Origin of the sequence: Mycobacterium haemophilum DSM 44634, from assembly GCF_000340435.2 — a bacterium.
GTDB classification, from domain to species: Bacteria; Actinomycetota; Actinomycetes; order Mycobacteriales; family Mycobacteriaceae; genus Mycobacterium; species Mycobacterium haemophilum.
The window spans coordinates 2,868,297-2,893,164 of the sequence record NZ_CP011883.2; the positions used below are offsets into that span (position 1 = coordinate 2,868,297).

The following is a 24,868-nucleotide window of genomic DNA, read 5'->3' on the forward strand; positions in this document are numbered from 1 at the left end:
CCTTTCCGGCCGGCATCGTCGCAGGGCTAGGCACTCTTGTCGCGGCGCTCAGTGCGCGACGGCTTGCGCGGCACGATCGTCGGCAACACGTTGTCCTGCACGGTCTCCTTGGTCACCACCACTTTGGCGACGTCGTCGCGGCTGGGTATGTCATACATCACGGGTAGCAGGACTTCTTCCATGATGGCCCGCAGGCCACGAGCGCCGGTGCCGCGGTGGATCGCTTGGTCGGCGATCGCTTCCAGCGCGTCGTCGGTGAATTCCAGCTCCACGCCGTCCATTTCGAAGAGCCGGGTGTACTGCTTGACCAAAGCGTTCTTCGGCTCGGACAGGATCTTGACCAACGACTCCATGTCGAGATTGGTGACCGAGGCGATCACCGGGAGCCGCCCGATGAACTCAGGGATCAAGCCGAACTTGATCAGATCTTCGGGCATCACGTCGGCAAAGTGATCGGTGGTGTCGATTTCGGCCTTGGAGCGGACTTCGGCGCCAAAGCCCAAGCCACGCTTGCCGACCCGCTCGTAGATGATCTTCTCCAACCCGGCGAAGGCACCGGCGACGATGAACAGCACATTGGTGGTATCGATCTGGATGAACTCTTGGTGCGGGTGTTTGCGGCCACCCTGCGGAGGCACCGACGCCTGAGTGCCTTCCAGGATTTTCAACAGGGCCTGCTGAACTCCCTCGCCGGAGACGTCGCGGGTGATGGACGGGTTCTCGCTCTTGCGGGCGATCTTGTCGACCTCGTCGATATAGATGATGCCGGTCTCGGCGCGCTTGACGTCGTAGTCGGCGGCTTGGATAAGTTTGAGCAGGATGTTCTCGACGTCCTCACCGACATAACCGGCCTCGGTCAGCGCGGTGGCGTCGGCGATGGCGAACGGCACGTTGAGCATCTTGGCTAGCGTCTGGGCCAGGTAGGTCTTGCCGCAACCGGTAGGTCCCAGCATCAAGATGTTGGATTTAGTCAGCTCGACCGGTTCGCACCTCGAGTCGCGACCCTTCTCGCCGGCTTGGATCCGCTTGTAGTGGTTGTAGACCGCAACGGCCAGTGTCCGCTTGGCGGTGTCCTGCCCGATGACATAGCCCTCGAGGAACTCCCGAATCTCAACGGGCTTGGGCAGTTCGTCGAGTTTTACCTCGTCGGCGTCGGCCAGTTCCTCTTCGATGATCTCGTTGCACAGGTCAATACATTCATCGCAGATGTACACCCCGGGACCCGCAATGAGTTTCTTGACCTGTTTCTGACTCTTCCCGCAGAACGAGCATTTCAGCAAGTCACCGCCGTCTCCGATGCGCGCCATGGTGCGTCAGTGCCTACTTCCTGTTCGCCGTTCGTCTTGCTATGCCGCGTGTATTCCCCGACGCTACCCGCTTGTTCGGGCCCGACGCGACCGTTAGCGCCGAATCGCGTCGTTGATATTCGCGGGTGTTCGTGGGACGTTCATGCCTATCCGTCTGACATGAAACATATAGCCCGACTCCGCCCGCCACTCGTCGAGACGCGCAATCCGTGTCTCTGGCGTGTCGCGGTCGTTACGTGACCGAAGCCCCTGAGCTGCCGAACCTTCGGGTAATCACCTTACAGTGACCTGGTGGGACTGGCTGTTCACAGCGAATCCGTGCTGATCAACGACGGTGGGCTGGCCACCGAACTCGAAGCGCGCGGAAACGATCTATCCGACCCGTTATGGTCGGCGAGACTGCTGATGGACGCCCCGCAGGAGATCGTCGCGGTGCACGTCGCGTACTTTCGCGCCGGCGCGACGATCGCGACGACCGCGAGCTATCAGGCATCGTTCGAAGGCTTTGCAGCACGCGGGATCGGCCACGATGAGGCGATCAGGCTGCTGCGCCGCAGCGTCGAACTCGCCAACGCCGCGCGTGACGAGATCGGCGCGGGTGGTCACGCGGATGGCTTGAGCGTGGCCGCCTCGGTCGGACCGTACGGCGCGGCGCTGGCCGACGGGTCAGAATATCGCGGACGCTACGGCCTGTCCGTCGCGGCTCTGGCCCAGTGGCATCGCCCGCGGCTAGAGGTACTGGCCGAGGCCGGCGCGGATGTACTTGCCCTAGAAACCGTTCCCGACATCGACGAGGCCGAAGCGTTGGTCAACCTGGTGCGCTCGGCCGGCGTGCCGGCGTGGCTCAGCTACACCATCAATGGGACCCCCGACGGGCCCCGGACCCGCGCCGGACAACCGCTTGCCGAGGCGTTCGCGGTGGCCGCCGGCGTCCCCGAGATTGTCGCGGTCGGCGTCAATTGCTGCGCACCCGACGATGTGCTGGCGGCCATCCGCATCGCCAAGATCGGCAAGCCGGTAATCGTCTATCCGAACAGCGGGGAACGCTGGGACGGCCTGCGCCGGGCCTGGGTCGGTCCGCGGCGGTTTTCTACGGAGCTAGCCCTGCAGTGGATGGCGGCGGGGGCGCGCATCGTCGGCGGATGCTGCCGGGTGCGGCCGGCCGATATCGCCGAACTGACGACGGTGCTGGCGAGCCGTTAGGCGGTCTGCGCCGAGAGCTTCCGGTACTCCAACACGGTGTCGATGATCCCGTAGTCCTTGGCCTCTTCGGCGGTCAGGATCTTGTCCCTGTCGGTGTCCTTACGGATCACCGCGGCATCCTTGCCGGTGTGGCGGGCCAGCGTCGTCTCCATCAGGGTGCGCATCCGCTCGATCTCGGCAGCCTGGATCTCCAGATCGGAGAACTGGCCTTGGATCACACCGGACAGCGACGGCTGGTGGATCAGCACGCGCGCGTTGGGCAGCGCCATCCGCTTACCTGGGGTTCCGGCGGCCAGCAGCACCGCCGCCGCCGAAGCGGCCTGACCCAGACACACCGTCTGGATGTCGGCGCGGACGTACTGCATGGTGTCGTAGATCGCCATCAGCGAGGTGAACCCGCCGCCCGGCGAGTTGATGTACATGGTGATGTCGCGGTCAGGATCCAACGACTCCAGCACCAGCAGCTGCGCCATAATGTCGTTGGCCGACGCGTCGTCGACCTGGACGCCGAGGAAGATGATGCGTTCCTCAAACAGCTTGTTGTACGGGTTGGACTCCTTGACGCCGAAGCTGGAGTGCTCGATGAACGACGGCAGGATGTACCGCGCCTGAGGTTGGATCTGAGGGTTCTGGGATTTCACTGCACTTCTCCGTTGACGTGGGCGCGGGTAATGATGTGGTCGACGAAACCGTATTCCAGGGCTTCCGGGGCGGTGAACCAGCGGTCGCGGTCAGAATCGGCCTCGATGCGCTCGATCGGCTGGCCGGTGAACTCGGCGTTGAGCCGGAACATCTCCTTTTTGATGACAGCGAACTGCTCGGCCTGAATGGCAATGTCGGCCGCGCTGCCGGTCACCCCGCCCAGCGGCTGGTGCATCAGGATGCGGGCGTGTGGCAGCGCGTAACGCTTGCCCTTCGTTCCCGCCGCCAGCAAGAACTCCCCCATCGACGCGGCCATACCCATCGCGTAGGTGGCGATGTCACACGGCGCCAGCACCATGGTGTCGTAGATCGCCATCCCGGCGCTGATCGATCCGCCGGGGGAATTGATGTACAGGGAAATGTCTTTGGAGGCGTCTTCGGCGGCGAGCAGCAATATCTGTGCGCAGAGCCGATTGGCGATGTCGTCGTTCACCTCCGAACCCAGGAAGATGATGCGCTCGGAGAGCAAGCGCTCATAGACCGAGTCCGTGAGGGTGAGACCCTGCGAGTTTGAACGCATGTCAGTCACGTGGCCCACAGTGGGATACCTGCTTTCTGGAGTTCTGTATGCACCGACACTAACTAACCGAGCCCGCTGTTTGGCGGTCACGCACCCCCTGAAAGGGGCACGTTCGCTTACAGCGTCATAACCCGGTCATTCCGCGGCCTCGCCGGCCTCGTCGTCGGCGGCACCGCTGTTCGGGTCTGATTCTTCGGTCTTCTGGTCAGCTTCGTCGCTTTGGGCGCGCTTGCCGAAGAATTCACTGGTGTCGATCGGGTTTCCGGCAACGTCGGTGACCGTCGCCGCCTCGACCACCGCTGCGACCGCCAGCCCGCGCCGCACGTCGGCAACCAAGGACGATAACTGGTTGTTTTCCCGCAGGAAGCCAAACAGCTGCTGTGGGTCGACGCCGTATTGCCGAGACGTGGCGAGCAAGCGTTCGGTCAGGTCGTCCTGGCCCACCTGGATCTTCTGGTCCTCAGCCACTGCATCCAGCAGCAGCTGCCTCGTGACGTCCTGCTCTGCGGCGCTCCGTGTCTCGGCTTCGAACTCCTCGCGCGAGGACCCACGCTCGGCGAGCATCTCGGCGAACTTGGCTTCGTCGTGGCCCAGACCGCTCAGCGCGGCGTGCAGGGCATTATCGAACTGGGCCTGCACAATCCCTTCCGGCAATGGCACGTCCACCCGCTCGAGCAACGCGTCCACGACCGCGTCGCGGATTTTCTCCGCTTGCTGGGCGCGCTTGGTCTGGCGGACCTGATCGCCAAGATTGGTCCGCAGCTCCGCCATGGTGTCGAACTCGCTGGCCAGTTGGGCGAACTCGTCGTCCGGCTCCGGCAGTTCGCGTTCCTTGACCGACTTGACGGTGACGGTCACCTCTGCGTCCTGACCGGCGTGTTCGCCGGTGGCCAACTGAGCGGTGAAGACTCGCGACTCATCGGCGGACAAACCGACGAGCGCATCGTCGAGACCTGCGATGAGCCGGCCGGAGCCGACCTCGTGGGATAGCCCCTCCGCATCGGCGTTCGGTACCTTCTCGCCATCGACGGTGGCCGACAAATCGATCGAGACAAAGTCACCGAGCGCCACCGGCCGGTCCACGCCGGTCAGGGTGCCGAACCTGGCACGCAATGACTGCAGCTCGGCCTCGACATCGTCGTCGCTGACCTCGACCGGGTCCACGGCAACCGTCAGGGTGCTGAAATCCGGAAGTTCGATCTTGGGGCGCACCTCGACCTCGACGGTGAAGGCCAGATCCTGGCCGTATTCCTTTTTGGTCACCTCGATTTCGGGCTGGCCGATCGGTTGGACCTCCGACTCCGCCAGTGCCTGACCGTACCGGCTGGGCATGGCTTCGTTGACAACCTGATCGAGCAGCGTCTCCCGGCCGAAACGCGCCTCCAGCAACCTCGCGGGCGCCTTCCCGGGCCGGAAACCGGGCAGCCGCACGTGTCGGGCCAGCTCTTTGTAGGCCCGCTGGAAATCCGGCTCGAGCTCGGTAAAAGGCACTTCCACGTTGATACGCACCCGGGTAGGGCTCAATTGCTCGACATTGCTCTTCACGGGTGTGCTCCTCGGTGGTCGTCCCTGCGGTTGGTCGGGGTGACAGGATTTGAACCTGCGGCCTTCCGCTCCCAAAGCGGATGCGCTACCAAGCTGCGCTACACCCCGCGCTGACCACGCGATCCTACGGCCCGACGGCAGCGCCTTTTGCAGCGACCTACTGCGTCACAGAGCGGTCGCAGAACAGCTTCAATTAGATTTGATGCCTGCCACCACGTACAGTCGCGCTCGACTGATACACGCGGGCGTAGCTCAATGGTAGAGCCCTAGTCTTCCAAACTAGCTACGCGGGTTCGATTCCCGTCGCCCGCTCGGGTTGACCGTTTAGCTCAACGGAAAGGCGCCATGAGCGACGTCGTCATCAAGGGCTCATGCACGTCGGAGTTCGTCGGCGTACGAGATGCCTTCGAGCGCAACTTTGCGCTGCGTAACGAGGTCGGCGCGGCCGTAGCGGTGTGGGTCGAGGGGGACCTCGTCGTCAACCTCTGGGGCGGCTCCGCCGACGCTGCCGGCACCCGGCCGTGGCAGCAGGACACGCTATCCGTCGTGCTCTCCGGCACCAAGGGGCTGACCAGCACATGCGTGCACCAGCTCGCCGAGCGCGGCGAACTGGATCTGCACGCTCCGGTGTCGCGCTACTGGCCGGAGTTCGGGCAGGCGGGTAAGGAAGCCATCACGCTGGCCATGGTGATGAGCCACCGCTCCGGCGCAATTGGGCCGCGCAAACGGCTTGCTTGGGAGCAGGTGGCCGATTGGGACTTTGTCTGCGAGCAGCTAGCCGCCGCCGAACCGTGGTGGCAGCCGGGGACCGCCCAGGGCTACCACGCGGTCAGCTTCGGTTTCATCCTCGGCGAGGTGGTTCGCCGGGTCACCGGCCGCACAATAGCTCACTATCTACGCACCGAGATCGCCGAGCCGCTGGGCATCGATGTGCATATCGGCTTGCCCGCCAGTGAGCAGCACCGCTGCGCTGAGATGGTGAACCACTCCCAAATCCGCACCATGGTGTCCGACGCCCAGGCACCCGACGATCCCGTCACGCTGGCCGAACATCCGAAAGCGGGGCTGTCGGTCGCGCTAGGGTTTGTGCCTTTCGTACCCGACAACGAACTCGGCTTCACAGCACCGGAGCGGTGGCGAGAGATCGAGTTTCCCGCCACCAACGGACATGTGTCGGCGCTGGGGTTAGCGACCTTCTACAATGCGCTCGCCCAGGAGAAGCTGCTCAGTCGCAGCCACATGGACCTCGTCCGGGTGTCCCAAGGTGGCTTCGACACCGATCTGGTGCTCGGCCCGCGGGTCGCCGATCACGGGTGGGGTTTGGGCTACATGCTCAACCAGCGTGGCATCAACGGACCCAACCCGCGGATCTTCGGCCACGGCGGCACCGGCGGCTCATTCGGGTTTGTCGATGCGGAACACCGAATCGGCTACGCGTATGTGATGAATCGCTTCGACGCCACCAAAGCCAACGCAGACCCACGCAGCCTGGCCCTGAGTAACCGGGTCTACGCGGCGCTTGGGGTCACCAACGACGTGCTCCCGGTGGCCTGAAATTACCGGTGGTCGGGCCCGCCGGCTCCCATTGCCCTTTGCCACCTACGGTTCACACCTGGCACTGCGGGCACCAAAACACATTGCGGCCCTCGAGTACCGCGGTACGGATCGTTGCACCGCACCCGCGGCAGGGTTCGCCGGCGCGTCGGTAAACGTACGTGCGGGGCCGCTCGGGCAAGTAGGACGGCGGACCGTGGTCGTGCTCGGGGCGCACCACGACGATCTTGCCGCGGCGCAAACCGACTTTCATCAGTGCCACCAGGTCGGTCCACGCTGCATCGAACGCTGTCTGGCTGATCTCCCGGCCGGGCCGGAACGGTTCGATGCGGTGGCGGAACAGCAACTCGCTGCGGTAGACATTCCCCACCCCGGCGATGACGGTCTGGTCCATCAAGAGCGCACCGATAGGCCTGCGGGACTTTGTAATCCGAGCCCACGCCCACGACGGGTCGGCATCGCCACGCAAGGGGTCGGGTCCAAGCCTCGCGACGACGTCTCCGACCTGGCCTTCGTCGAGCAGCTCGCACACTGTCGGGCCGCGCAAGTCGGTGCCGTAGTCAGCGCCGACCATCCGCATTCGCACCTGCCCGACCGGCTCCGGAAGCGATACATCGTTGGGGCGGGCCCATTCGGTGAAAGTGCCGTAGAGGCCAAGATGCACATGCACGATCGGGCCGTCAGCGTAGTGGTGAAACAGATGCTTACCCCAGGCGCTGGCACGGCGCAGCACCCGGCCGTCCACTAAGGCCGCCGAATCAGCGAACCTGCCCTGCGGGCTGGACACCGTGACAGGTGCGCCCGCGAATCGGCGCTGATGCAGCCGGGCCAGCCGGTGCAGGGTATGCCCTTCGGGCACCAGAGTCCCTCAGACCCGGGCGGCGGGCACCGGCGGCGCTTGGCGAGTACGCCTTCCTGGCAGTTTCCTGCCACCCAGGGGCATCACAGCGAAGCACCCCCTCGTGCGCCGACGCCAGCCGTCAATTGAACAGGTAGCACATTCGAATCCATAACCTCATCATCAGGGCGGGACGACCGACCTGCCTGTCTGCGGGATATTTCTTGCAGCACCAGCATTACACCACCAAAGAGTATTAGGGCGACAAAATTGAGAATAATTCCTAACCGATGACTTGTGGTGGCTTGCGCTCCCGCATACAGTACAGTAAATATCAGCAATGAAAAACGGCGTAGGTCGTTGCGCTCAGGCATGTTGGCGACAATTAATGCGAATGCGATAAACACCACTGGCGCTAACAGCATAAGAACACGCTCGGCGTCTGTTGCAAATATTCGAGCAAATAAGACTATCGGCGTGTAGCCAATTATCAAGCCCAGAATTGTTCGTTTCTCCTTCTGCGGAAAATTCGAATGTGTGAGCCCAAAAATTACGATGAGCGGAAGTATACCGAATGCGAGCGCAGTCCCAATGGGGATACGTGATTGAAAGGCCGCCAAGGCAGAAGTTACCGTTTTCACGATGCTTGACGTGCCCGTTCGTCCAATATAGAAAGTTCCGCCAGGAAGCAGCGAAGCAATGGCCACAGCCCGATAGATAAAATACACCGCGATTGCACCGAAAGTCGCAATAGATCCTCTGATTAGCATGCGTTTAGGCGATTTGTTAGCGACGAGCACCAGTAGCAGTGTCGGAGCAGCCAGCAGCACGGGTTCTCTAAACATCGCACCAAGAGCCAAAAGAATTACGAACGCAATAAAATTCCGCCTTAGTGCAGCCCATATCACGAGAACCAGAAAGAAATTCTGCGCCGGGTCCAAAAGACACATCCGTTGCATACTGAATACACAAAGCCAGTAAGTTGCCGCAACCATCGCGGTGAGCATGCACGATAGGCTTACAGCCTCGGTGATCTTAGCAAAAATAAGAAAATACACCAGGAGGGTCGCAAATGTGAATCCGATCGTCACGATCCGCCACGCCGAGTTTATGTCTAAATTTCCATATATTGATAGGAAATGAACGAGATAAGGTACCGGCAAACGCAATCCAAGCGGATTAGTTTGAGGGGTATGCAACTGTTCTGACATAGTTCGATAGATCAAGGCGTCGCTGCGTATCGTGTTCGGCCCCAGCCGCCATGGCATGTATGCTGTCGCTAAATATCCGGTAAGCATCGCGGACCAGTAAATTCCGGTGACAATTGTCCGCGAATTTCCAGCGATCCTCAACGGACTCTCCTTCTGGGGTCAGACCTCAGCTCGGGGAACCGGCGGCGCTTGGTGGGTACGTTCGTACTCGGCGAGAATGTCGATACGCCGTTGGTGGCGCTGCGCTTTCGACCACGGCGTGGTCACGAAAGCGTCGACAATAGCCAGCGCCTCGGCGACGGTGTGCATACGGCCGCCGATACCGATCAGCTGCGCGTTGTTGTGTTCACGCGCCAGCGTCGCGGTCTCGACGCTCCACGCCAGCGCGCACCGTGCGCCGACGACCTTGTTGGCCGCGATCTGCTCGCCGTTGCCCGACCCCCCAAGCACGATGCCGAGGCTGCCCGGATCAGCCACCGTGCGCGTCGCGGCGGCGATGCAAAACGCCGGATAGTCATCCTCGGCGTCGTAGCTGAAGGCGCCGCAGTCGATCGGCTCGTGACCGGATTTTTTCAGATGCTCGATGATCTGCTGCTTGAGCTCGTAGCCGGCGTGGTCAGCACCCAGGTAGACACGCATGCCCGACATTGTGCCCGACGCGGTTGCACCACCCGCCGAGCCGCCTGGTCTAGTCGAATTGCGGCGGCTCGGCGCGGGTCCGCTTGAGCTCGAAAAAGTGTGGGTAGGCCGCAAAGGTCAGCGAGGCGTCCCAGAGCTTGCCGGCCTCCTCACCGCGCGGGATTTTCGACAGCACCGGCCCGAAGAACGCCACACCGTTGACGTGGATGGTCGGCGTGCCGACATCGTCGCCGACCGCGTCCATGCCGGCGTGGTGGCTCTTCCGCAGCGCGTCGTCGTAGGCGTTACTTTGAGCTGCCGCCGCCAGCTCCGCTGGCAGACCGGCGTCGGCAAGCGACCCCTTGATGACCTCGTCGAGGTTTTTGTTGTCCTCGTTGTGAATCCGGGTGCCCATCGCGGTGTATAGGCGGTCCAGCACGCCGGCACCATGGGCCTGCTCGGCAGCGATCGCCACCCGCACCGGCCCCCATGCCCCCTTGATGATTTCGCGATAGTTCTCGGGCAGGTCGTCGCGGTTTTCGTTGAGTATCGCGAGGCTCATCACGTGAAAGTTCACCTCGACATCGCGAACCTTCGCCACCTCGAGGATCCAACGCGAGGTAATCCAACACCACGGGCACAACGGGTCGAACCAGAAATCGGCTTGCGACTTGACGGGGGCCTTCTCGGGCATTACACAGTCCTCTCCCGGACAGTTCAGGAACGGTCGGAACACTGTTCAGCACAACCGTAGTTGCCGCGCGGCTGTTCCCACCCAGAGGTACCGGTGCCCGGCCCGCGTGCCGACAGGCTCTAAGTTGGACGCGTGGCCCTTCCAAACCTCACCCGGGACCAGGCTGTCGAACGCGCCGCCCTGATCACCGTTGACAGCTATCAGATCAACCTCGATCTCACCGACGGCAACGGCGCTGCGAGCGAACGTACTTTCCGGTCCACCACCACCGTCGTGTTTGACGCAGCCGCCGGCGCCCACACCGTGCTCGACATCGCTGCCGATACCGTGCGCAGCGCCAGCCTCAACGGCCGCGAACTCGACGTCTCCGGGTACGACGAATCGACCGGTATCCCGTTACCCGGACTGGCCGATCGCAACGTGGTCGTCGTCGACGCCGACTGCCGCTACTCCAACACCGGCGAGGGCCTACATCGCTTCGTCGACCCGGTCGACGACGAGGTCTACCTGTACTCGCAATTCGAAACCGCTGACGCCAAGCGAATGTTCGCCTGCTTCGACCAACCCGACCTCAAGGCCACCTTTGAGGTGCAGGTGACCGCACCCAAGCACTGGAAGGTGATCTCCAACAGCGTGTGCACCAACGTCACAGACGGGACGCACGCCTTCGCCACCACCCCGCGGATGAGCACCTATCTGGTGGCGTTGATCGCCGGGCCGTACGCCGCCTGGTACGACAGTTACAGCGACGAACACGGCGAGATCCCGCTGGGCATCTACTGCCGGGCTTCGCTGGCACAATTCATGGACGCTGAGCGGTTGTTCACCCAGACCAAGCAGGGATTTGGCTTCTACCACAAGCACTTTGGTTTGCCGTACGCGTTCGGCAAGTACGATCAGCTCTTCGTCCCCGAGTTCAATGCCGGCGCAATGGAAAACGCCGGCGCGGTGACGTTCCTCGAGGACTACGTCTTCCGCAGCAAAGTCACTCGTGCCTCCTACGAACGGCGCGCCGAGACGGTGTTGCACGAGATGGCGCACATGTGGTTCGGCGACTTGGTCACCATGACCTGGTGGGACGACTTGTGGCTGAATGAGTCGTTCGCGACCTTCGCATCGGTACTGTGCCAAAGCGAGGCCACCGAGTTCACCGAGGCGTGGACGACGTTCGCCACCGTGGAAAAGTCGTGGGCGTACCGCCAGGACCAACTGCCATCGACGCACCCGATCGCCGCTGACATCCCCGACCTAGCTGCAGTCGAGGTGAACTTTGACGGCATCACTTACGCCAAAGGCGCTTCGGTACTCAAGCAGCTCGTTGCCTACGTTGGGTTGGAGCAATTCCTGGCCGGGTTGCGCGACTACTTCCGCACCCACGCATTCGCCAATGCCACCTTTGACGATCTGCTTGCCGCCCTGGAGAATGCCTCCGGCCGCGACTTGTCGAACTGGGGCCAACAGTGGCTGAAAACCACCGGGATCAACACGCTGCGGCCAGATTTCGACGTCGACGCCGACGGCAAATTCACCCGGTTCTCGGTGACGCAAAGCGGCGCCGCACCGGGTGCGGGTGAAACCCGGGTGCACCGGCTCGCGGTCGGAATCTACGACGACTGTGGGGAAGCCGGCAAGTTGGTGCGGGTGCATCGGGAGGAACTCGACGTCGAGGGCCCGAAGACGGAAGTCCCTGCGCTGGTTGGCGTTTCGCGCGGCAAGCTGATTCTGGTCAATGATGACGACCTGACCTACTGCTCACTGCGGCTGGATGCCCAGTCGCTGCAGACCGCGCTGCAGAGCATCGCCGACATTGCCGAACCGCTGCCGCGCACCTTGGTGTGGTCGGCGGCCTGGGAGATGACCCGCGAGGCCGAACTGCGCGCCCGCGACTTCGTGACGCTGGTGTCGGGTGCCGTGCATGCCGAAACCGAGGTCGGGGTGGCACAGCGGCTGCTGCTGCAGGCGCAGACGGCGCTGGGTTCGTATGCCGAGCCAAGCTGGGCGCGTGATCACGGCTGGCCGCAGTTCGCTGACCGGATCTTGGAATTGGCGCGCGCCGCAGCGCCCGGGTCGGATCACCAGCTCGCTTTCGTCAACACGCTGTGCTCGTCGGTGCTGTCGCCCCGGCATGTGCAGACGTTGGCTGCCCTGCTCGACCCAGATCTTTCGGACCCCGCCGAGCTGGGATTGCCTGGCGTGCAAGTCGACACCGACCTGCGCTGGCGCATCGTGACCGCGCTGGCCACCGCCGGGGCTCTCGATGCCGACGGACCGCAGACACCGCGGATCGACGCCGAGATGCAACGTGACCCGACAGCCGCCGGCAAGCGCCACGGCGCTCAGGCCGCAGCAGCGCGGCCGCAATCCGATGTCAAGAACAAGGCGTTTACCACGGTGGTCGAGGACGACACCCTGGCTAACGCCGCAGGCCGGGCGATCATTGCTGGCATCGTCGCACCGGGACAAGCTGAGCTACTCAAAGCGTTCACCGCGCGCTACTTCGACGCGATACCCGGTGTCTGGGCACGGCGATCCAGCGAAGTGGCGCAAACGGTGGTGATCGGCCTGTATCCCCACTGGGACATCAGCGACGCGGGTATCGCGGCTGCCGAGGAATTCCTGACCGCGCCAGAGGCGGGGCCACTAGGGGTACCACCGGCCTTGCGCCGCCTGGTGCTGGAGGGCCAAGCCGCGGTGAAGCGCGCGCTGCGAGCCCGCAAGTTCGACAGCGCTGACTAAGCTCCCCCGGCGAGCGTGCGTAGTCTGCACAACGACACGCCGCGTGGGCTGTACATCTGCGCACGCTCGCGAATTCTGGGCAAACGCGCTAGGCCGGGGAGATCCCCGCACTGAGCACACGGATCGCGCTGATCAGCCCATCGATCAGGTTCCCTTGTTTGCAGGCCGAAGAAGCCGCCGCGACGCCCAGAGGTGCCGCCGACTCGGCGCCACGACCCCGGACCTGCGAGCCGTAGACCACCTCGATGGCGCACTGGTCGGGTGACACGGCGACCAGCACCGCGTTGTTCGGCGTCGGCACCTGGGCCAGGATCTCGCGAGCCTGGGCAGCGGTGTCACTGCCCAGGTCACCCAGGTAAACGGCGAACCGTGCATGAGAGGCCCGAGAGCCGTATTTCAACGCGTCGTCCAGGGCGACGAGGTCTTTGATCGGAAACGGGTAGTGCACCGACAGGTCCCCGGGCTCGGTAACCCCGGAGACCCGTCCGCTGGTAGTGATCACCCAACCCTTGGGCAGTTCGGTGGGCTCGATCGTTGCAACATCACCACGTACCACTGGCGCCACCTCCGACTGTGAACTCTGATGCTCCATGGCCCCCGTGCGCCCCAGTATCGCTGCCGACAACCTCGTCGGTGGCAGCCCACAGGATGGGCGGATGCGTCCACCGCTCGCCCAATTTATAGGTCGCGGGATGGGGTCCTTTACGCGACAGGATCAGCACTGCCAGCACGACCACCAGCAATAACGGGATGCCGACGAAGTAGAGGTGGATTTGCAGAATGCTCACGACGCAAACCGTATCCCATTCAGGCGGCGCCCTCACCGAGGTATCGAGCCCACGCCGGGTCCAGTTCCTTGACCGTGGACAATAGCCGCCAATGCTGACCCGTCGGCGGCACCGGCGCCCGGCGCAGTACCCAGCCAAGTTCGGTGAGCAGCTTGTCGCCCTTGCGGTGGTTGCATGTCGAACAACACGCGACACAGTTCTCCCAGGAGTGGCCGCCACCGCGGCTGCGTGGCACCACGTGGTCGACGGTATCGGCCTTGGCCCCGCAATAGGCACAGCAAAAGCGGTCGCGGTGCATCAGCGCGGCGCGGGTCATCGGGACACGGGCTCGGTACGGTACCCGGACGTAGGATCGCAACCGGATCACCGACGGCACCGTGATCGATCTGGTCGCCGAATGGATGACCGGACCGGCCGGATCGACGTGCACGACGTCGGCCTTGCCGCAGATCACCATGACGATCGCCCGCCGCATCGGCAACGCGGTGAGCGGCTCGTAGGTGGAGTTCAGCAGCAACACCCGCCGACGACTCCAGATCGATCCACTCTCGTGACGGGTGGGCGGGTGGATATCGACACTGTGCAGGCATGAGGGACTCGCAGACCCGGTCAGGGTTGCCGCGGCCCCGGAACTGCGGTGGCTGCGGCGATTCTTGCGCTGCGCCATAAATCCTCCGCGGAACAGTCCACCATGATTCGCCGCCGACCGCACGCCAATCGCCAGGTGTATGCCGTGTCGATCTGATGAACACCAGGAGCCACCTACCAGCTCAAGCCCGCCTCCGCTTACCACCCGGGCGATGCACCACAATGGAGGGGATGGATCAGGTGCAGCAGTCCTTCTACGACGCTATCGGCGGGGCCGAGACCTTCAATGCGATCGTGTCGCGCTTTTATGCGCAGGTGCCCGAAGACGAGATACTGCGTGAGCTGTATCCCGCAGACGACCTGGCCGGCGCCGAAGAACGATTGCGTATGTTCCTCGAGCAGTACTGGGGTGGCCCGCGAACGTACTCAGACCAGCGCGGCCATCCGCGGTTGCGGATGCGTCACGCCCCTTTCCGGATCACTGCCATCGAGCGCGACGCCTGGCTGCGGTGCATGCACACCGCCGTCGCCTCCATCGATTCGCATACCCTCGACGACGAGCACCGTCGGGAGTTGCTCGGCTACTTGGAGATGGCCGCCCACTCCCTCGTGAACTCCGCGTTTTGATGTCGGGCCATGAGACCCAGCCGTGGTGGTCGACCGCAGTGTTCTACCAGGTCTATCCGCGGTCGTTCGCCGACAGCAACGGCGACGGGGTGGGCGACCTGGACGGCTTGACGGCCCGGCTGGGGTACCTGGAATTGCTCGGTGTCGACGCGCTTTGGATCAACCCCATCACCGTCTCGCCGATGGCCGACCATGGCTACGACGTCGCCGATCCTCGTGACATCGACCCGTTGTTCGGCGGGCTGGCCGCTTTCGAGCGGCTGATCGCCGCAGCACACCAGCGCGGCATCAAGGTCACCATGGACGTGGTGCCCAATCACACCAGTTCGGCGCATCCTTGGTTTCAGGCGGCGCTGGCCGCCGCCCCCGGCAGCGCCACTCGCGATCGCTATTTCTTTCGCGACGGCGCCGGCCCCGACGGGCTGCTGCCGCCGAACAACTGGGAGTCGGTGTTCGGCGGGCCGGCCTGGACGCGGGTGGACGAACCCGACGGCACCCCCGGCCAGTGGTATCTGCACCTCTTCGATGCTGAGCAGCCCGATCTGAACTGGGATCACCCAGATGTCTTCGACGACTTCGAGAAAACGCTGCGCTTCTGGCTGGAACGCGGCGTGGATGGCTTCCGCATCGATGTGGCGCACGGGATGGCCAAGCCGCCCGGCCTGCCGGACTCGCAGGTAAACGAGATCAGGGTGTTGCACCATACCGACGACGACCCGCGCTTCAACCACCCGAGCGTGCACGCGATTCACCGCAACATCCGCACGGTCGTCAACGACTATCCCGGCGCGGTGACCGTCGGCGAGGTGTGGGTTACCGACAACGCCCGGTGGGCCGAATATCTGCGGTCCGACGAACTGCATCTCGGCTTCAATTTCCGCCTGGCGCAAGCCGACTTCGACGCTGCCGCCATCCACGACGCGGTGCAGAACTCACTGACGGCCACGTCAATCGAAAACGCGATCCCGACCTGGACGCTGGCCAATCACGACGTAGGCCGGGAAGTCACCCGCTATGGCGGCGGCGATAAAGGACTGCGCCGGGCGCGGGCCATGGCCATGCTGATGCTTGCGCTACCGGGCGCGGTGTTCATCTACAACGGTCAGGAACTGGGGTTGCCCGACGTGGACCTGCCTGACGCGGCGCTGCAGGACCCGACGTGGGAGCGCTCGGGACATACCGAACGTGGCCGCGACCGGTGTCGGGTTCCGATTCCCTGGTCAGGCGTCGCTCCCCCGTTCGGATTCTCCGCGTCTGCCGACACTTGGTTGCCAATACCTACCGACTGGGCGGCGCTGACCGTCGAAAAACAACGCACCGACGCCGATTCGACATTGTCGTTCTTCCACCAAATGCTCGAGTTACGCAGGGAGCGAGCTGAATTCGATGGGAGCGGAATAGAGTGGCTGACCGCGCCACGCGATGCGCTGATATTCCGGCGCCGTGGCGGCGGGCTGGTGTGCGCCTTGAATGCCAGCGACCGTGCGATGGAGCTGCCGGCGGGGGAACTCATGCTTGCCAGCGCTCCACTGGTAGGCGGCCAATTGCCGCCAGACGCCGCGGCCTGGCTGGTTTCAGCGCACTAACGCAAAACCAGCGCCGGATGGCCGCGGCGTCGATACACCGAGCCGAACCGGGCGTCCAGCCGCAACCATGCAGGGAGGATGCGGACCCGAATCATTTCGTCGGCGTCGATCGCCTCCGGTGACTGCGGCAGGAAACCCATTGCCGTCAAAGCGAACACACAGCGCATGGGTAGCCCCACACTGACGTCTCCAGAGCTGACTTGAATGACGTCCTGGTCGAGCAGGGAAATCGGCGGACCATGGGAACTGCTGTGTTCCTTAGCGAGTCGCGCGCCACGCTGCGCCAGGTCCAGCATCACCCGGGCCGGTACGTCGTCGAGATGAATGAAGCCGGATTCCGGAGGCAACGCACCGCGCCACGCTGAGTCCATCGAGAAGCCCGGATCAACATAGCCCGAGGCATCCATTGCGGACAGGCCGCGCGCCAATTCGTTTGCGCCGACCGACAAATCGTTGGGCTGTACCTTGGCGACCACCACGCGGCTGGCTAGCACGTCGAAACCGGTTGCCACCCATGCCGTCAGCAACCCGGCAGATCGCGCGCGGAGTCGGATAACCGCAGCCTGGTCGAGCCGTATCGCGTGATCGACGAACGTGGCCAGGTCCGCGCGGTGGGCGGCCCTAGCTTCTGGGCCCAGCCACAGTCCCCGCTCAGTTATCGCTGCCACCGTTGCAGATACTCCCGGTGGTGCGGAGAGAGTCGCACCAACCGCTGCTCGTCGATGTGGAACGCGGCCAGCTGCGACTCGGCGATAACGGCAGGTTTGGACTCGGGATCAGCGTTGACCGACCGCACCTCGTAGCCGAGCGTGAAATCCACCGCACGCAGCCGCTGCACCCATATCGTCACCTGCAATGGCGAATCGGTCAGTCGCAGCTGACCCTTGTAAGTGACCCGGACGTCGGCGATCAGCAAACCAGTGGACGTGATATCGGCACCAAAAGCGTCTCTGAGAAACGGAACACGCGCCTCTTCGAGAATCGTGACCATCGTCGCGTGGTTGATGTGCTGATACATGTCGATGTCCGACCACCGGACCGGCACGGCGGCAACGAACCCCGCAACACTCACCCCGACGACCCGCGTCCACTGGTGCGAGTCATGCGGCGGATCTGCCGTGCCGCGACCGACAACGTCGCGAGATCCTTCTCGCCGCTGGCATGGATCTCGGTGAGCGTCCGGCGTGCCCGTTCCACCCGGGAAGCGCTGATGTGTTCCCACTCGGCGATCTTCTCTTCGCCGCTTTCGTCTGGCTCCCCGACGGCTAGCACATCGAAACACAACGACCGCAGCGAAGCATAGATGTCGTCACGAATCGCCAAGCGCGCCAACGAATGCCAGCGATCCTTTCGGGGTAGCTCGGACACCGCCGTGAGCAATCCGTCGGTGCCCAGCCGGTCCATTAAGGAGAAATAGGTGTCTGCGACCTCGGCAGTGTCGATCTCGGTGATGTCGGCGATGTCGATGATGTCAAGCAGACTGTAGCGGTACAGCCCGACCGCGACCCGGTAAGCCAAGTCTTCGGGCGCACCCTGCGCCGCGAATTCCGCGGCGTCCTGTTCGACGATGGCCTTGTCGTCACCGCGCAACCATTCTGACATTCGCGGCGTTAGCGCCTGAACCTTCGCCGCAAATCGGTTGATCTCGGCGCCGACGGCCAACGGCTGCGGCCGATAGTTGAGTAGCCACCGTCCAGCGCGGTCGATCAGCCGACGGGTATCCAACGTCATCCGATCCGACAGCGCGACCGGCAAGTTCGCCGCGCGGATGCGCCGCCACACGTCATCCACACCGAAGATGGCGTCGGTGGCGACATAGGTGCGTACCGCGTCAATCGGCCCGACACCGACATCCTCGGTGATCCGGAAGGCATAGCTGATGCCGGCGGTGTCCACCAGATCGTTAATCAGCATGGTGGTGACGATTTCGCGGCGCAGCTGGTGCGAGCGGATTTCCGGGGTGAAACGATCGCGCAGCGGTTTCGGGAAGTATCGCGGCAGCCTTGACGCGAAGACATCCTGATCCGGCAGTTCGGTGGCCAACATCTGCTCTTTGAGTGCCAGCTTGACGTGTGCCATCAGCGTCGAGAGCTCGGGGGAGGTAAGGCCGATGCCGGCCTCGGATCGCCGCGCAATCTCCTTCTCCGACGGCAACGCTTCCAGTTCGCGGTTGACTCCGCGTTCATCCACCAAGTACTTGATCTGCATCGCGTGCACGGAGAGCATGCCAGCCGCGTTGGCGCGGCTGGTGCCGATCAAGTCGTTCTGGTCCTCGTTATCGGTGAGCACCAGCCGCGCGACCTCGTCGGTCATCGACTCCAACAGGTGTTTACGCTCCTCGGCCCTGACCTTGCCGGCGGTGACCAGCGAGTCGATCAGGATCTTGATGTTGACCTCGTGGTCGGAGCAGTCCACGCCGGCAGAGTTGTCCAACGCGTCGGTATTGATCCGTCCGCCGGACAGATCGAACTCGACGCGGCCCAACGCGGTAACCCCGAGGTTGCCACCTTCGCCGATAACCTTGGCGCGCACCTGATTTGCGTTGACTCGCACCGGATCGTTCGCGCGATCACCGACGTCGGCAACGGATTCAGCTTCAGCTTTGATGTAAGTGCCAATGCCGCCGTTGAACAGCAAATCCACCGGTGCCTGCAGAATCGCCCGGATCAAGTTGGGTGGGGCCATTTCGGTGACGTCACCGTCGATGCCGAGGGCAGCGCGGACTTGCGGACTGACCGGGATGGCTTTCTGATCGCGGCTGTACACGCCGCCGCCCTCGCTGATCAACGACTTGTTGTAGTCGTCCCAGCTGGACCGCGGCAGATCGAACATCCGCTGTCGTTCGGCCCACGAAACCGCGGCATCGGGGTCTGGGTCGAGGAAAACGTGCCGATGATCGAAGGCGGCGATCAGCCTAATGTGCTTGCTCAGCAGCATGCCGTTACCGAACACGTCGCCGCTCATGTCGCCAATGCCCACAACGGTGAAGTCCTCGTTCTGGGTGTCCACCCCCATCTCCCGGAAGTGTCGTTTGACGGCCTCCCACGCACCTTTGGCAGTAATGCCCATGGCCTTGTGGTCATAGCCCACCGATCCACCGGAGGCGAAGGCGTCACCCAGCCAGAACCCGTAGGACTTGGCGACATCGTTGGCGATGTCGGAGAAGGTGGCGGTGCCTTTGTCCGCAGCCACCACCAAATAGGCGTCGTCACCGTCACGCCGCACCACCTGGGGCGGCGCGCTAACTTTTCCGGTGGCGTGGTCGACGTTGTCAGTGATGTCGAGCAGCCCGGAGATAAACAGCTGGTAGCAGGCAACGCCTTCGGCCCTCGTCGCGTCGCGGTCGGCGGCGGCGTCGCCGGTGGGCAGCGGCGGCCGCTTGAGCACGAACCCGCCCTTGGCGCCGACCGGCACGATAACGGCGTTCTTGACCGCCTGCGCCTTGACTAGACCCAGAATCTCGGTGCGGAAGTCGTCGCGGCGGTCCGACCAGCGCAGCCCGCCACGCGCCACCGCACCGAACCTCAGGTGCACACCCTCGACCCGGGGCGAATACACGAAGATCTCGAACTTGGGGCGCGGCAGCGGCAGCTCGTCGACCAGCTGGGCATTGAGTTTGAGGGCGAGCACATCCTTGCTGCGAGCCGAACTTTCGTGTGTCACAAAGTAATTGGTTCGCAGGGTGGCCTGAACCAGGGATGCATAGGCACGAAGGATGCGGTCGGTGTCCAGGCTCACCAAGGCATCGATGTCCGCAGCGACGGCGGCGGCAGCCGCTTGCGCATCGCGGCTCGTAGACGAACCCGGCGGGCTGGGATCGAAGAGCGCTTCGAACAATGCGACCAGTGATCGAGCCGTGGAGGGGTGCTCATTAAGCACCGATTCGATGTAGGACTGACTGTAGTTGAACCCCGCCTGCCGTAAGTACTTCGCGTAGGCACGCAGGAGCACGACCTGCTGCCAGGTTAACCGTGCACGCATCACCAGCTCGTTGAACCGGTCGATCTCAACACGACCCTGCCAGATCGCGGTAACTGCATCGGCGAATCGTTTTGCGGTAGCCGCCCGTTCGTCCGCTGTCGACGCCAGCGGGATTGTCGGATGCGGTGAGATCTTGAACTGATAGATCCATACCGGCAAGCCGTCGGGCCGGGTGACGGTGAACGGTCGCTCCTCGAGCACGACGACGCCCATGCTTTGCAGCATCGGGAGCAGCTGGCTCAGCGAGGCGCTACGCCCACCCAAGAACCAGGTCAGCTGGGCGAACCCATCCGCGTTGCGCTCGAAGAACACCAGCTTGACCGAATCATCGGCCAGCTCTTTGATGATGGCGATGTGGTCGATCGCGTCGGCCGGGGTGACGGCTTGTTTGTAGGCCTCGGAGAACGCGGCCGCGTAGTGCTCGGCGTCGGCGTGCGAGACCGAACCCTCAGACAAAGCCGCCGCGGCGGCGATCAGCCGGTCAGCCCATGTCCGCGCGGCTTCGCTCAACATCGCCTGGATCCGGATCCGGTTGTCGTCCGAGACGTCAACCGATCCGGTCGCAGAGCCTTCCGACAGTCGGACCATGAAATGCATTAGTGCCCAAGGTGATTCACTAACTCGTGCAGTGAATTCCACTTGTGTACCACCGAATTCGCGAACGAGGATGTCCTCGATCTGCAGCCGCACCCCTGTGGTGTAGCGATCGCGGGGCACATAAACCAAGCAGGAGACGAAGTACTGCAACCGATCCGCGCGCAGGAACAACAACGCGCGCCGCGCAGATCCCAGATCCACCACGTCTTTGGCCATCGCGAAAAGCCGTTCAGCGCTCAGCGTGAAAAGCTCCGAGCGCGGGACGGTCTGGATGACGTCGAGCAAGAGCTGATTCGGATGAATGGGATCGCTTTCGGCCAGCGCAAGCGCCGCACGAACCCGGCTGGAGATCGACGGGATCTCCAGGACATCTGCGTTCATAGCGGCGACAGTGAAAAGCCCGACGAAGCGGTGCTCAATAATGCCGCCGTCCCCACCATCGTCGTATTCGCGGACCGCGATGGCATACGGGTATGCGCCGTAGCGCAGATAGCTGCCGACGGCGGCTTGCGCTAAGACGAGCAGCTTGTCATCGTCGGTCAGCCGCGGCCGTGAACCCGTGCGGGCGCGCAGCACGCCGAGGCCGTTCGACCCGTCGCCGGAGACCAGACCGTCATGCACCCGGCAGCGCTGGTACCCCAAAAGCAGAAAATTTCCGTTACCCAGCCAGCGCAGCAGCGCCGCGACATCGTCACGGTCAGAGGCCGAAAAATGGCCTTCTTTGTTGGTTTCGACGTCCGCGGCCAGGCCGCTCAAGGTGGCGCTCAACGCTGCTGCGTCAGCGGCAACCCGTTGAACGTCGACCAGGACCCTGGGCAACAGCTGTTCAACCTCGGCGAGGGATTTACTATCCACGGAAGGCACCAGCTGGACGTAGATCCAGGCTTCGCCGAGGTTGCGTGCGGTGCCAGCGGCTTGAGGTGCAACGCTGAGCAACTCCCCCGTCGAGCTGCGACGCACCTCGAACACCGGGGTCATCATGGCCGTATACGTGACCCCGAGTCGGTGCAGCAACACGGTAATGGAATCCATCAGCATGCCGCCGTGGTCGGTGACGACCTGCAGCGCGGGCCCAAACCCTGTGGGGTCGTCTGCTGGATAGACGCAGACACAGTTCCTACCGGTCGGCCGACGCTGGCCGAGACGATAGTGCGCGCTGAGCATGGCCGGCGTCACCAAGGAGCCGGGGTCGACCCGACTGGTTTCCGGGGCTTCGCGTGTGTCGCCGTGCGGGCCACGATAGCTGTCGATGTATGCCTTGGAGATCCAGTCGGGTACGTCCGCACCCTGCGTGAACGTTGTCCATGGCTCAGCAACGTGCGTAGCCCCGGGATCGATCGTCATGCCGTTTGCTCCCAACTCACTCCGACCCCCCGGGATACCAGCGCTGGCGAAGCTGACATTAGTCGCGCGTCAACTTGCGGTGAGTTACCCGGTGCGGACGCGCGGCTTCGGCACCGAGCCGTTCCACCTTGTTTTCCTCGTAGGCACCAAAGTTGCCCTCGAACCAGAACCACTTCGCCTCGTTGTCGTCGTCGCCTTCCCACGCCAGGATGTGCGTGCACGTGCGATCGAGGAACCAGCGATCGTGCGAAATCACCACCGCGCAACCGGGGAAATTCACCAGCGCGTTCTCCAGCGAACCCAGGGTCTCGACATCGAGGTCGTTGGTCGGCTCGTCCAGCAGGATGAGATTGCCGCCCTGCTTGAGCGTCAACGCAAGGTTCAGCCGGTTTCGCTCGCCACCGGAGAGCACCCCGGCTGGCTTCTGCTGATCGGGGCCCTTGAATCCGAACGCCGAAACATAGGCCCGCGACGGGACCTCGGTCTGGCCGACCTGGATGTGGTCCAGCCCGTCTGAGACCACTTCCCACACGGTCTTCTTCGGATCGATACCGGCGCGGGTCTGGTCCACGTAGCTCAGCTTGACGGTCTCGCCAACCTTGACAGTGCCGCTGTCCGGCTGCTCGAGCCCCACGATGGTTTTGAAAAGTGTGGTCTTGCCGACCCCGTTGGGGCCGATGACCCCGACAATGCCGTTACGGGGCAAGGTGAAGGACAGGTCCTTGATTAGGGTGCGTCCGTCGTAGCCTTTGTCGAGGTGTTCGACCTCGACCACCACGTTGCCCAGGCGTGGTCCGACTGGGATTTGAATTTCTTCGAAATCGAGTTTACGAGTCTTTTCAGCCTCGGCAGCCATCTCCTCGTAGCGCTGCAGACGCGCCTTGCTTTTGGCTTGACGGGCTTTGGCTCCGGACCGGACCCAGGCCAGTTCGTCGGTCAATCGCTTTTGTAGCTTGGCGTCCTTGCGGCCCTGTACGGCCAGTCGCTCAGCTTTTTTCTCAAGGTAGGTGGAGTAGTTGCCTTCGTAGGGATATGCGCGGCCACGATCCAGTTCCAGGATCCATTCGGCGACGTTGTCCAGGAAGTAGCGGTCGTGGGTGACCGCTAAAATCGCGCCGGCGTAGCTGGCGAGATGCTGTTCGAGCCACTGCACGCTTTCGGCGTCCAGATGGTTAGTCGGCTCGTCGAGCAGCAACAAGTCGGGTTTGGACAGCAGTAGCTTGCACAGCGCCACCCGACGCCGCTCCCCACCGGACAGGTTTGTGACCGGTTCGTCGGGCGGCGGGCAGCGCAGCGCGTCCATGGCCTGCTCCAGTTGCGAGTCGAGGTCCCACGCGTCGGCGTGGTCCAGTTCCTCTTGTAGCCGGCCCATCTCTTCCATCAACTCGTCGGAGTAGTCGGTGGCCATTAATTCGGCGACCTCGTTGAAACGGTCAAGCTTGATCTTGATGTCGCCCAAGCCCTCTTCCACGTTGCCGCGAACCGTTTTTTCCTCGTTCAACGGCGGCTCCTGCTGCAGAATGCCGACACTGGCGCCGGTAGCCAGGAACGCGTCGCCGTTGTTCGGCTTGTCCATACCGGCCATGATCCGCAAGACGCTCGACTTACCGGCACCATTCGGGCCGACGACACCGATCTTGGCTCCAGGGAAGAAGCTCAGCGTAACGTCGTCGAGGATTACCTTGTCACCGTGCGCCTTGCGGACCTTCTTCATCGTGTAGATGAACTCAGCCATGCCGCCGTATTGCCTTTCTGGTCTGCAGAGTTATTCGCGACCATCCTAGGCACGACGCCACAGCCGCAATTCGGCCCCTAAGCCGACATGGGTAATGCGTCGAGCCCAGTAGCGGCTTCGCCGGCCGGGCTCGGATCGGCCCCGGCGGCGGGATCCCCGTCGGGAGCTCCGGTAACAGCACCGGCGGCCGTGGGGCTGGAGTCCCCGTTCGGACCGGTGTACGCGGGTTTCTCGATGCGCACAATCACCCGCGACAGATCCGGACCTACCGACGTGGCCCGCATCTCCAACGACGAACGGCGTATGCCGTCCCGGTCCTCGTACTCGCTGGTGTAGACGTGGCCGACCACGATCACCGGTGCGCCCTTACCCAACGCGGCACCGACCCCGGTGACCAATCTTCCCCAACAGTTGACGGTGATGAACAGCGAATTTCCGGGTTCCCAGCCGCCATCACCGGTGCGACGGCGAGAATTGCTGGCCACCCGGAACTTGACCACCTCCTGACCGCCCACCTTCCGGCGTTGCAGGTCGTTGACGATGTGACCGACTACGGTTAACGGCGTTTCGAACACTGGCTCATTCCCTTCGTTGCTTGCTCTGTTGTCGTCTTTGGGCCGGGACGCGTTGGCCCTTCCGATGGCCATTCAGCGCGGCGCTACCGACAACGAGGGACAGCACGGGCCCGCACCCG

The 24,868-nt window shown here is 63.3% G+C and carries 21 protein-coding genes and 2 tRNA genes; 6 read left to right on the top strand and 17 right to left on the bottom strand.

The window, feature by feature from the left end; translation table 11 throughout:
- Positions 1–26 precede the first annotated feature (26 nt).
- Entirely contained in the window at positions 27–1,307 is a 1,281-nt protein-coding gene (gene clpX / locus B586_RS13460) for an ATP-dependent Clp protease ATP-binding subunit ClpX (RefSeq protein WP_047315720.1), read from the bottom strand.
- 297 nt (positions 1,308–1,604) lie between these two features.
- Here clpX and mmuM point away from each other — a divergent pair, with 297 nt between their 5' ends.
- The gene (gene mmuM / locus B586_RS13465) at positions 1,605–2,510 is read left to right on the top strand and encodes a homocysteine S-methyltransferase (RefSeq protein WP_156406892.1); all 906 of its coding nucleotides are present in this window, start codon (positions 1,605–1,607) and stop codon (positions 2,508–2,510) included.
- Here mmuM and clpP2 read toward each other — a convergent pair.
- From clpP2 to B586_RS13485, 4 genes are all read right to left on the bottom strand, one after another.
- Entirely contained in the window at positions 2,507–3,151 is a 645-nt protein-coding gene (clpP2, locus tag B586_RS13470) for an ATP-dependent CLP protease proteolytic subunit ClpP2 (protein WP_047315722.1), read from the bottom strand. The genes mmuM and clpP2 overlap by 4 nt on opposite strands.
- A complete protein-coding gene (clpP1, locus tag B586_RS13475; protein ID WP_156166325.1) occupies positions 3,148–3,750 on the bottom strand; it encodes an ATP-dependent CLP protease proteolytic subunit ClpP1 in 603 nt (200 codons plus the stop codon). Before clpP1 ends, clpP2 begins: the two co-directional genes overlap by 4 nt.
- A 117-nt stretch (positions 3,751–3,867) precedes the next feature.
- On the bottom strand, positions 3,868–5,277 hold the full coding sequence (gene tig / locus B586_RS13480; protein WP_047315723.1) for a trigger factor: 1,410 nt from the start codon (positions 5,275–5,277) through the stop codon (positions 3,868–3,870).
- Positions 5,278–5,308: 31 nt separating this feature from the next.
- Positions 5,309–5,385: transfer RNA gene (locus B586_RS13485), tRNA-Pro, on the bottom strand.
- A gap of 133 nt (positions 5,386–5,518) precedes the next feature.
- On the opposite strand from B586_RS13485, the gene B586_RS13490 reads away from it, so the two are divergent.
- Positions 5,519–5,589, top strand: a tRNA-Gly gene (locus B586_RS13490).
- A gap of 33 nt (positions 5,590–5,622) precedes the next feature.
- Entirely contained in the window at positions 5,623–6,831 is a 1,209-nt protein-coding gene (locus B586_RS13495) for a serine hydrolase domain-containing protein (RefSeq protein ID WP_054879685.1), read from the top strand.
- A gap of 52 nt (positions 6,832–6,883) precedes the next feature.
- On the opposite strand, the gene B586_RS13500 is transcribed toward B586_RS13495, so the two are convergent.
- The 4 genes from B586_RS13500 to B586_RS13515 all read right to left on the bottom strand — a co-directional run bounded on the left by B586_RS13500 (position 6,884) and on the right by B586_RS13515 (position 10,192).
- Entirely contained in the window at positions 6,884–7,690 is an 807-nt protein-coding gene (locus B586_RS13500; protein ID WP_047315725.1) for an Fpg/Nei family DNA glycosylase, read from the bottom strand.
- A gap of 83 nt (positions 7,691–7,773) precedes the next feature.
- Complete coding sequence (locus B586_RS13505) at positions 7,774–9,021, bottom strand: hypothetical protein (protein ID WP_156406777.1); 1,248 nt, start codon at positions 9,019–9,021, stop codon at positions 7,774–7,776.
- Between the two features lie 18 nt (positions 9,022–9,039).
- On the bottom strand, positions 9,040–9,519 hold the full coding sequence (locus B586_RS13510; RefSeq protein WP_047315767.1) for a ribose-5-phosphate isomerase: 480 nt from the start codon (positions 9,517–9,519) through the stop codon (positions 9,040–9,042).
- Positions 9,520–9,568: 49 nt separating this feature from the next.
- On the bottom strand, positions 9,569–10,192 hold the full coding sequence (locus B586_RS13515) for an Rv2466c family mycothiol-dependent reductase (protein WP_054879683.1): 624 nt from the start codon (positions 10,190–10,192) through the stop codon (positions 9,569–9,571).
- A gap of 132 nt (positions 10,193–10,324) precedes the next feature.
- Here B586_RS13515 and pepN point away from each other — a divergent pair, with 132 nt between their 5' ends.
- A complete protein-coding gene (pepN, locus tag B586_RS13520) occupies positions 10,325–12,928 on the top strand; it encodes an aminopeptidase N (RefSeq protein WP_054879682.1) in 2,604 nt (867 codons plus the stop codon).
- An 88-nt stretch (positions 12,929–13,016) separates the two neighbouring features.
- Here the strand turns inward: pepN and B586_RS13525 are convergent, their stop codons facing one another.
- Genes B586_RS13525 through B586_RS13535 form a run of 3 tightly spaced genes read right to left on the bottom strand, consistent with a single transcriptional unit; the run spans position 13,017 to position 14,383 of the window.
- Complete coding sequence (locus tag B586_RS13525; protein WP_047315768.1) at positions 13,017–13,484, bottom strand: DUF5130 domain-containing protein; 468 nt, start codon at positions 13,482–13,484, stop codon at positions 13,017–13,019.
- Complete coding sequence (ctaJ, locus tag B586_RS13530; RefSeq protein WP_047315769.1) at positions 13,471–13,707, bottom strand: aa3-type cytochrome oxidase subunit CtaJ; 237 nt, start codon at positions 13,705–13,707, stop codon at positions 13,471–13,473. The genes B586_RS13525 and ctaJ overlap by 14 nt, the downstream gene beginning before the upstream one ends.
- Positions 13,708–13,735: 28 nt before the next feature.
- Entirely contained in the window at positions 13,736–14,383 is a 648-nt protein-coding gene (locus tag B586_RS13535; protein WP_047315770.1) for an HNH endonuclease, read from the bottom strand.
- A 161-nt stretch (positions 14,384–14,544) separates the two neighbouring features.
- On the opposite strand from B586_RS13535, the gene glbO reads away from it, so the two are divergent.
- Complete coding sequence (gene glbO, locus B586_RS13540) at positions 14,545–14,931, top strand: group 2 truncated hemoglobin GlbO (RefSeq protein ID WP_156406893.1); 387 nt, start codon at positions 14,545–14,547, stop codon at positions 14,929–14,931.
- The gene (locus B586_RS13545; RefSeq protein ID WP_054879680.1) at positions 14,931–16,517 is read left to right on the top strand and encodes a glycoside hydrolase family 13 protein; all 1,587 of its coding nucleotides are present in this window, start codon (positions 14,931–14,933) and stop codon (positions 16,515–16,517) included. Before glbO ends, B586_RS13545 begins: the two co-directional genes overlap by 1 nt.
- Here the strand turns inward: B586_RS13545 and B586_RS13550 are convergent.
- The 5 genes from B586_RS13550 to B586_RS13570 form a co-directional block, all read right to left on the bottom strand.
- Entirely contained in the window at positions 16,514–17,176 is a 663-nt protein-coding gene (locus tag B586_RS13550; protein ID WP_156166339.1) for a DUF8010 domain-containing protein, read from the bottom strand. The genes B586_RS13545 and B586_RS13550 overlap by 4 nt on opposite strands.
- Complete coding sequence (locus tag B586_RS13555; RefSeq protein ID WP_047315732.1) at positions 17,173–17,589, bottom strand: acyl-CoA thioesterase; 417 nt, start codon at positions 17,587–17,589, stop codon at positions 17,173–17,175. The genes B586_RS13550 and B586_RS13555 overlap by 4 nt, the downstream gene beginning before the upstream one ends.
- Positions 17,586–22,439 (bottom strand): NAD-glutamate dehydrogenase, encoded by a 4,854-nt coding sequence (locus tag B586_RS13560; RefSeq protein ID WP_054879679.1) that lies wholly within the window; start codon positions 22,437–22,439, stop codon positions 17,586–17,588. Before B586_RS13560 ends, B586_RS13555 begins: the two co-directional genes overlap by 4 nt.
- A gap of 58 nt (positions 22,440–22,497) precedes the next feature.
- Entirely contained in the window at positions 22,498–24,174 is a 1,677-nt protein-coding gene (gene ettA / locus B586_RS13565; RefSeq protein ID WP_047315734.1) for an energy-dependent translational throttle protein EttA, read from the bottom strand.
- Positions 24,175–24,251: 77 nt separating this feature from the next.
- Positions 24,252–24,821, bottom strand: a complete 570-nt coding sequence (locus tag B586_RS13570) for a single-stranded DNA-binding protein (protein ID WP_257720465.1) — start codon at positions 24,819–24,821, stop codon at positions 24,252–24,254.
- Positions 24,822–24,868: the final 47 nt, after the last annotated feature.

Excerpts from the sequence above, each read along its gene's own strand:
- clpX (WP_047315720.1), bottom strand. The coding sequence starts at position 1,307 with ATGGCGCGCATCGGAGACGGCGGTGACTTGCTGAAATGCTCGTTCTGC.
- B586_RS13495 (WP_054879685.1), top strand. The coding sequence starts at position 5,623 with ATGAGCGACGTCGTCATCAAGGGCTCATGCACGTCGGAGTTCGTCGGC.
- B586_RS13510 (WP_047315767.1), bottom strand. The coding sequence starts at position 9,519 with ATGCGTGTCTACCTGGGTGCTGACCACGCCGGCTACGAGCTCAAGCAG.
- B586_RS13515 (WP_054879683.1), bottom strand. The coding sequence starts at position 10,192 with ATGCCCGAGAAGGCCCCCGTCAAGTCGCAAGCCGATTTCTGGTTCGAC.
- B586_RS13535 (WP_047315770.1), bottom strand. The coding sequence starts at position 14,383 with ATGGCGCAGCGCAAGAATCGCCGCAGCCACCGCAGTTCCGGGGCCGCG.
- B586_RS13545 (WP_054879680.1), top strand. The coding sequence starts at position 14,931 with ATGTCGGGCCATGAGACCCAGCCGTGGTGGTCGACCGCAGTGTTCTAC.
- B586_RS13560 (WP_054879679.1), bottom strand. The coding sequence starts at position 22,439 with ATGACGATCGATCCCGGGGCTACGCACGTTGCTGAGCCATGGACAACG.
- ettA (WP_047315734.1), bottom strand. The coding sequence starts at position 24,174 with ATGGCTGAGTTCATCTACACGATGAAGAAGGTCCGCAAGGCGCACGGT.
- B586_RS13570 (WP_257720465.1), bottom strand. The coding sequence starts at position 24,821 with ATGGCCATCGGAAGGGCCAACGCGTCCCGGCCCAAAGACGACAACAGA.